The following is a 4,253-nucleotide window of genomic DNA, read 5'->3' as shown; positions in this document are numbered from 1 at the left end:
AACTATAAGTTATCAGCTATCAGTTTTTGTATTGACATACAAAATGTTTTTGGACTACTAATCCCAAATGATTTGTGAGAAAAAACTGTAGAGGTTTGATATTCACACCTAAGATTAAAGATTGGGTTTGGAAACAAAACCGCCACTATCAATCAAATATTACAACCTAATTTAGGATTGCTATAGGCGATCGCTAAAGTATCTAGTTTGCTCGCTTCCAGTTTTTCACCTTCTAAAATATTCCTAAAAACAGTTGATTTTATACTTTATTTACCTACTATAAAATTTCAACTACACTGTTTCGCTAGTGAGGATATTCTTCATCATCTTGAGAAAGTCTAGGATTACAGCCTAACCAAGCAAAAGTCCTTTATACCACCCAACGTCTGGGCAAAACTTTAAATCCTTTTTCAGTTCTGAATAGTTAATTTCCATCCACTTGCTCATTGCCACTGGCTTCTCTAGTTTTATTCTATAACCTTGATCTGCCCAAACAATTTTCAGATTCGGGGCCTCATTTGATGACTTGAAGAAATATAAACTTAGCTGCTGTACAATACCTATACAATTCCGGCAAAACTTGGTAAAACCTGAGTAATGCCAGTCAAGATGTTTGCTTCTTGCTTCAACCTGGGAGGCCGCCCTCTTCCAGTTCACAAGCGTAAATTCGGGTACAGCCTACCCTATTTTTTTGATTAATTTCCCCATACTGAGATAACACCAGTGCTGCATTCAAGTCCCGGTCTATTATCATTCCAAAGTTAGGGCAATCAAAGGTGCGGTCTTTTAGCTTTAATTCTTGATGAATATGACCACAACTATGACAAGTTTTAGAAGATGGAAACCACTGGTCAGCTAGCACTACTGTCCCACCGGAGCTTACGATTTTGGTTGTCAATCGTTGCCGAAACTGATAAAATCCTTGCCTAGCTATTGATGCTGCTAATTTACCATTTTGCATCATTCCTTTCACATTTAAACTCTCTAAGCAGACGTGCTTGACTTGAGTCACTAATTTTGTAGTAGTTTTCTCTATGAAATCTCTACGCACGTTAGCAATACGACAATGGTACTTCGCGAGTTTTTTGTAATATTTAATCGCATTTTTTGAAGGTGGTTTACCTTTACCTCCTACTTGTTTATTGCGATTGCGCCATTGAAACTTAGCCAGGTTTAATTGCTCTAGTTTAATAGAGTCTGGGAGACTTACAACTTCATTTTCTCTCTTTTTTTGGTTTGCTATACTTGCAAATTGTTTGACTCCAACATCTATACCAAAAGTTTCGTATTGTCGCTTATCTAATAGGGGATGAACTGGCAACTTCTCAGCTTCAATACTAAAACTAACAAACCATTTTTCCCCTGTTCTACTAATAGTAAAAGTCTGACTTGCTGTGGTGTAAGGTATTGATTCCCATAATCGAAAAGTCCCTAGTGTTGGTATTTTAATTTTTTTACCAGGGTTAATTGTAACTTTTCCATTACCGTCATAAACAGTAAAAGATTGTCTGTCTTTTTTCCTTTTCAACTTAGGATACTTACTGGTTCCTTCTTTATACCGTTTAAATGCTTCACCTAGATGTTGAAAAGCACTTTGATAAATGCGAGACGAATAATTGTTGATCCAGGCATATTCTGGCTGCTTTTTTACATAGTTAGTAAAGACTTTTTTAGCTTCTAAAATACGTAATGCGTAACTCAAGCTAACTTCCTGACCACGTTTGTTAACTTTGGTCATGGCAGAAGTTCCATTAACCATACTGAGGCCATAGTTGTAAACAAAACGAGCATAACCAGCACATTTCGCCATAAATGAGCGCTCCTGGTTACTGAGTTTTAATTCAAGTTTTTTGGCGTACAATCAAATCACCTCCAACCACATTTTCAAATATTTTTTGTGGCTAAGTCAAAAAAATCCCCTTTTTTTTCAGTTCTTGCCGGAAATTGCCATAGATATTGATACTAGCAATCAGCTCCTTCTCAGTAATAACCCTTGACTATACTACCAAATATTTGTTGTTTTCTTCCTTTTACCTAATTAAACCTACAAGGGAAAAGATAATTAGCGATCGCCCACCCATAACCAAAATTTAACCTAACCATATCTACATATAACACCACAAAAATAGGGCGCGAACATTTATAAATGCTCAAACTCACTCAGGGATTACTTCTAACTTCTAACTTCTAACTTCTGACTTCTGACTTCATAAAATCTACCCCCTTGCCAACGATCCCTAACCATTGGACACTTAGAATGACAATGTTGTTGGCAGTGAGGTTCAACCGTGAAAAACGTACTAAGTATAATTCTAGGCGGTGGCGCAGGTACCCGCCTCTATCCATTAACAAAACTGCGGGCCAAACCAGCAGTACCCCTAGCCGGGAAATATCGGTTGATAGATATTCCTATCAGTAACTGCATCAACTCAGACATCGAGAAAATCTATGTTCTGACCCAATTCAACTCAGCTTCTCTAAACCGTCATATTACTCGCGCCTACAACTTCCCAGGCTTCAGTGAAGGTTTTGTAGAAGTTCTCGCAGCTCAACAAACTAAAGATAATCCAGAGTGGTTCCAAGGAACCGCCGATGCTGTCCGCAAATATATCTGGTTATTTAAAGAGTGGGATATTGACTATTACCTAATTCTCTCCGGAGACCATCTCTACCGCATGGACTATCGGGAGTTTGTCCAACGTCATATTGAAACAAAGGCAGATATTACCCTTTCTGTCTTGCCCATTGATGAAGCACGAGCATCTGATTTTGGTTTAATGAAAATTGATGACTCTGGTCGGATTATTGAATTTAGCGAAAAACCTAAAGGGGACGATCTAAAAATTATGGCAGTGGATACCACTGTTTTAGGAGTTAGTCCAGAAGTCGCTAAAGAACAACCATACATTGCTTCTATGGGGATTTATGTCTTTAATAAAGATGTCATGGTCAAACTATTGGAAGAATCCGAAGCTCCAGATTTTGGTAAGCAAATTCTACCTAATTCGGCTAAAGATTATAATGTTCAAGCTTACCCATTTGAAGGTTATTGGGAAGATATCGGGACTATTAGGTCATTCTATGAAGCTAATTTGGCTTTGACCCAACAACCTCAACCACCTTTTAGCTTTTATGATGAAAAAGCTCCTATCTATACTCGTTCTCGTTACTTACCACCAAGTAAACTTTTGGATTGTCAAATTACAGAATCAATTGTCGGAGAAGGTTGTATTCTCAAACAATGCCGCATTGACCATTGTGTCTTAGGAGTGCGATCACGAGTTGAAGCTGGTTGTGTAATTGAGGACTCTCTGCTGATGGGGGCAGATTACTATGAACCCTTTGCAGAGCGTAAATCTGGGCGACAAAAGGGTATTGTTCCATTGGGAATCGGTGCTGAAACTACTGTTCGTGGGGCAATCATTGATAAGAATGCCCGCATTGGTCGCAATGTCCAGATTATTAATAAAGATCGTATAGAGGAAGCTCAACGTGAGGATGAAGGATTTATCATTCGTAGCGGTATTGTTGTTGTCTTGAAGAATGCCGTTATCCCAGATGGCACAGTGATCTAGTCAGTGTTTGAGTTTTAGTGGTTAGTTGGTAGTAAATACCGCTAACCACTAAATGCTAATTGCTAGTTTATGAGCAAACTAATTATTCTTATTGGACTTCCAGCTAGTGGTAAATCCACTCTAGCAAGGAAAATAGTTACTAGATATCATCAGTGTCAATTAATTTCTACTGATGCTATCCGTGCTGAGTTATTTGGTGATGAAGCAATTCAAGGACCTTGGCTCCGAGTATGGCAGCAAGTACAACAACAATTTTACCAAGCTGTACGCCAGAAATCTCTGGCCATATATGACGCTACTAATGTCCAACGTCGGCAACGACGACAAGTAATTGACCTGGCAAAGGAAAGTGGATTTACCCATCTAACTGGTTTATGGCTTGACAAATCATTAGAATTATGCTTAACAAGAAATCAACAACGACAGCGTCAAGTTCCTGAAGAAGTAATAATGAAAATGTATCGACAGTTAACAGATGCTCCTCCAAGTTGTGAAGAAGGATTAGATATACTCAAACGAATTACTAAATAGGGTTTGCTGAAAAAGTCTTTTTGCTGGGGTAGGAGACAGGAGACAGGAGACAGGAGACAGAAGACAGAAGATAGGAGATAGGAGATAGGAGATAGGAGACAGGAGACAGGAGACAGGAGACAAGGGAATGAGCGAGGAAGTAGGAGA

General features: G+C 38.7%; 3 protein-coding genes. 2 read left to right on the top strand and 1 reads right to left on the bottom strand.

What is annotated here, in order from left to right; genetic code table 11:
* Positions 1-625 precede the first annotated feature (625 nt).
* Positions 626-1,810: an RNA-guided endonuclease TnpB family protein gene (locus F6K13_RS20980; protein ID WP_192901152.1), complete on the bottom strand. Its 1,185-nt coding sequence runs from the start codon at positions 1,808-1,810 to the stop codon at positions 626-628.
* 478 nt (positions 1,811-2,288) lie between these two features.
* Here F6K13_RS20980 and F6K13_RS20975 point away from each other — a divergent pair, with 478 nt between their 5' ends.
* Complete coding sequence (locus F6K13_RS20975; RefSeq protein ID WP_124154568.1) at positions 2,289-3,575, top strand: glucose-1-phosphate adenylyltransferase; 1,287 nt, start codon at positions 2,289-2,291, stop codon at positions 3,573-3,575.
* A 69-nt stretch (positions 3,576-3,644) separates the two neighbouring features.
* Positions 3,645-4,106, top strand: a complete 462-nt coding sequence (locus F6K13_RS20970) for an AAA family ATPase (RefSeq protein WP_124145930.1) — start codon at positions 3,645-3,647, stop codon at positions 4,104-4,106.
* The last annotated feature ends 147 nt before the right edge of the window (positions 4,107-4,253 follow it).

Origin of the sequence: Okeania sp. SIO2B9 (assembly GCF_010672505.1) — a bacterium.
Lineage (GTDB): Bacteria > Cyanobacteriota > Cyanobacteriia > Cyanobacteriales > Microcoleaceae > Okeania > Okeania hirsuta.
The sequence above is the reverse complement of the archived record's forward strand: the minus strand, read 5'-3'. Positions and strand labels throughout refer to the sequence as shown.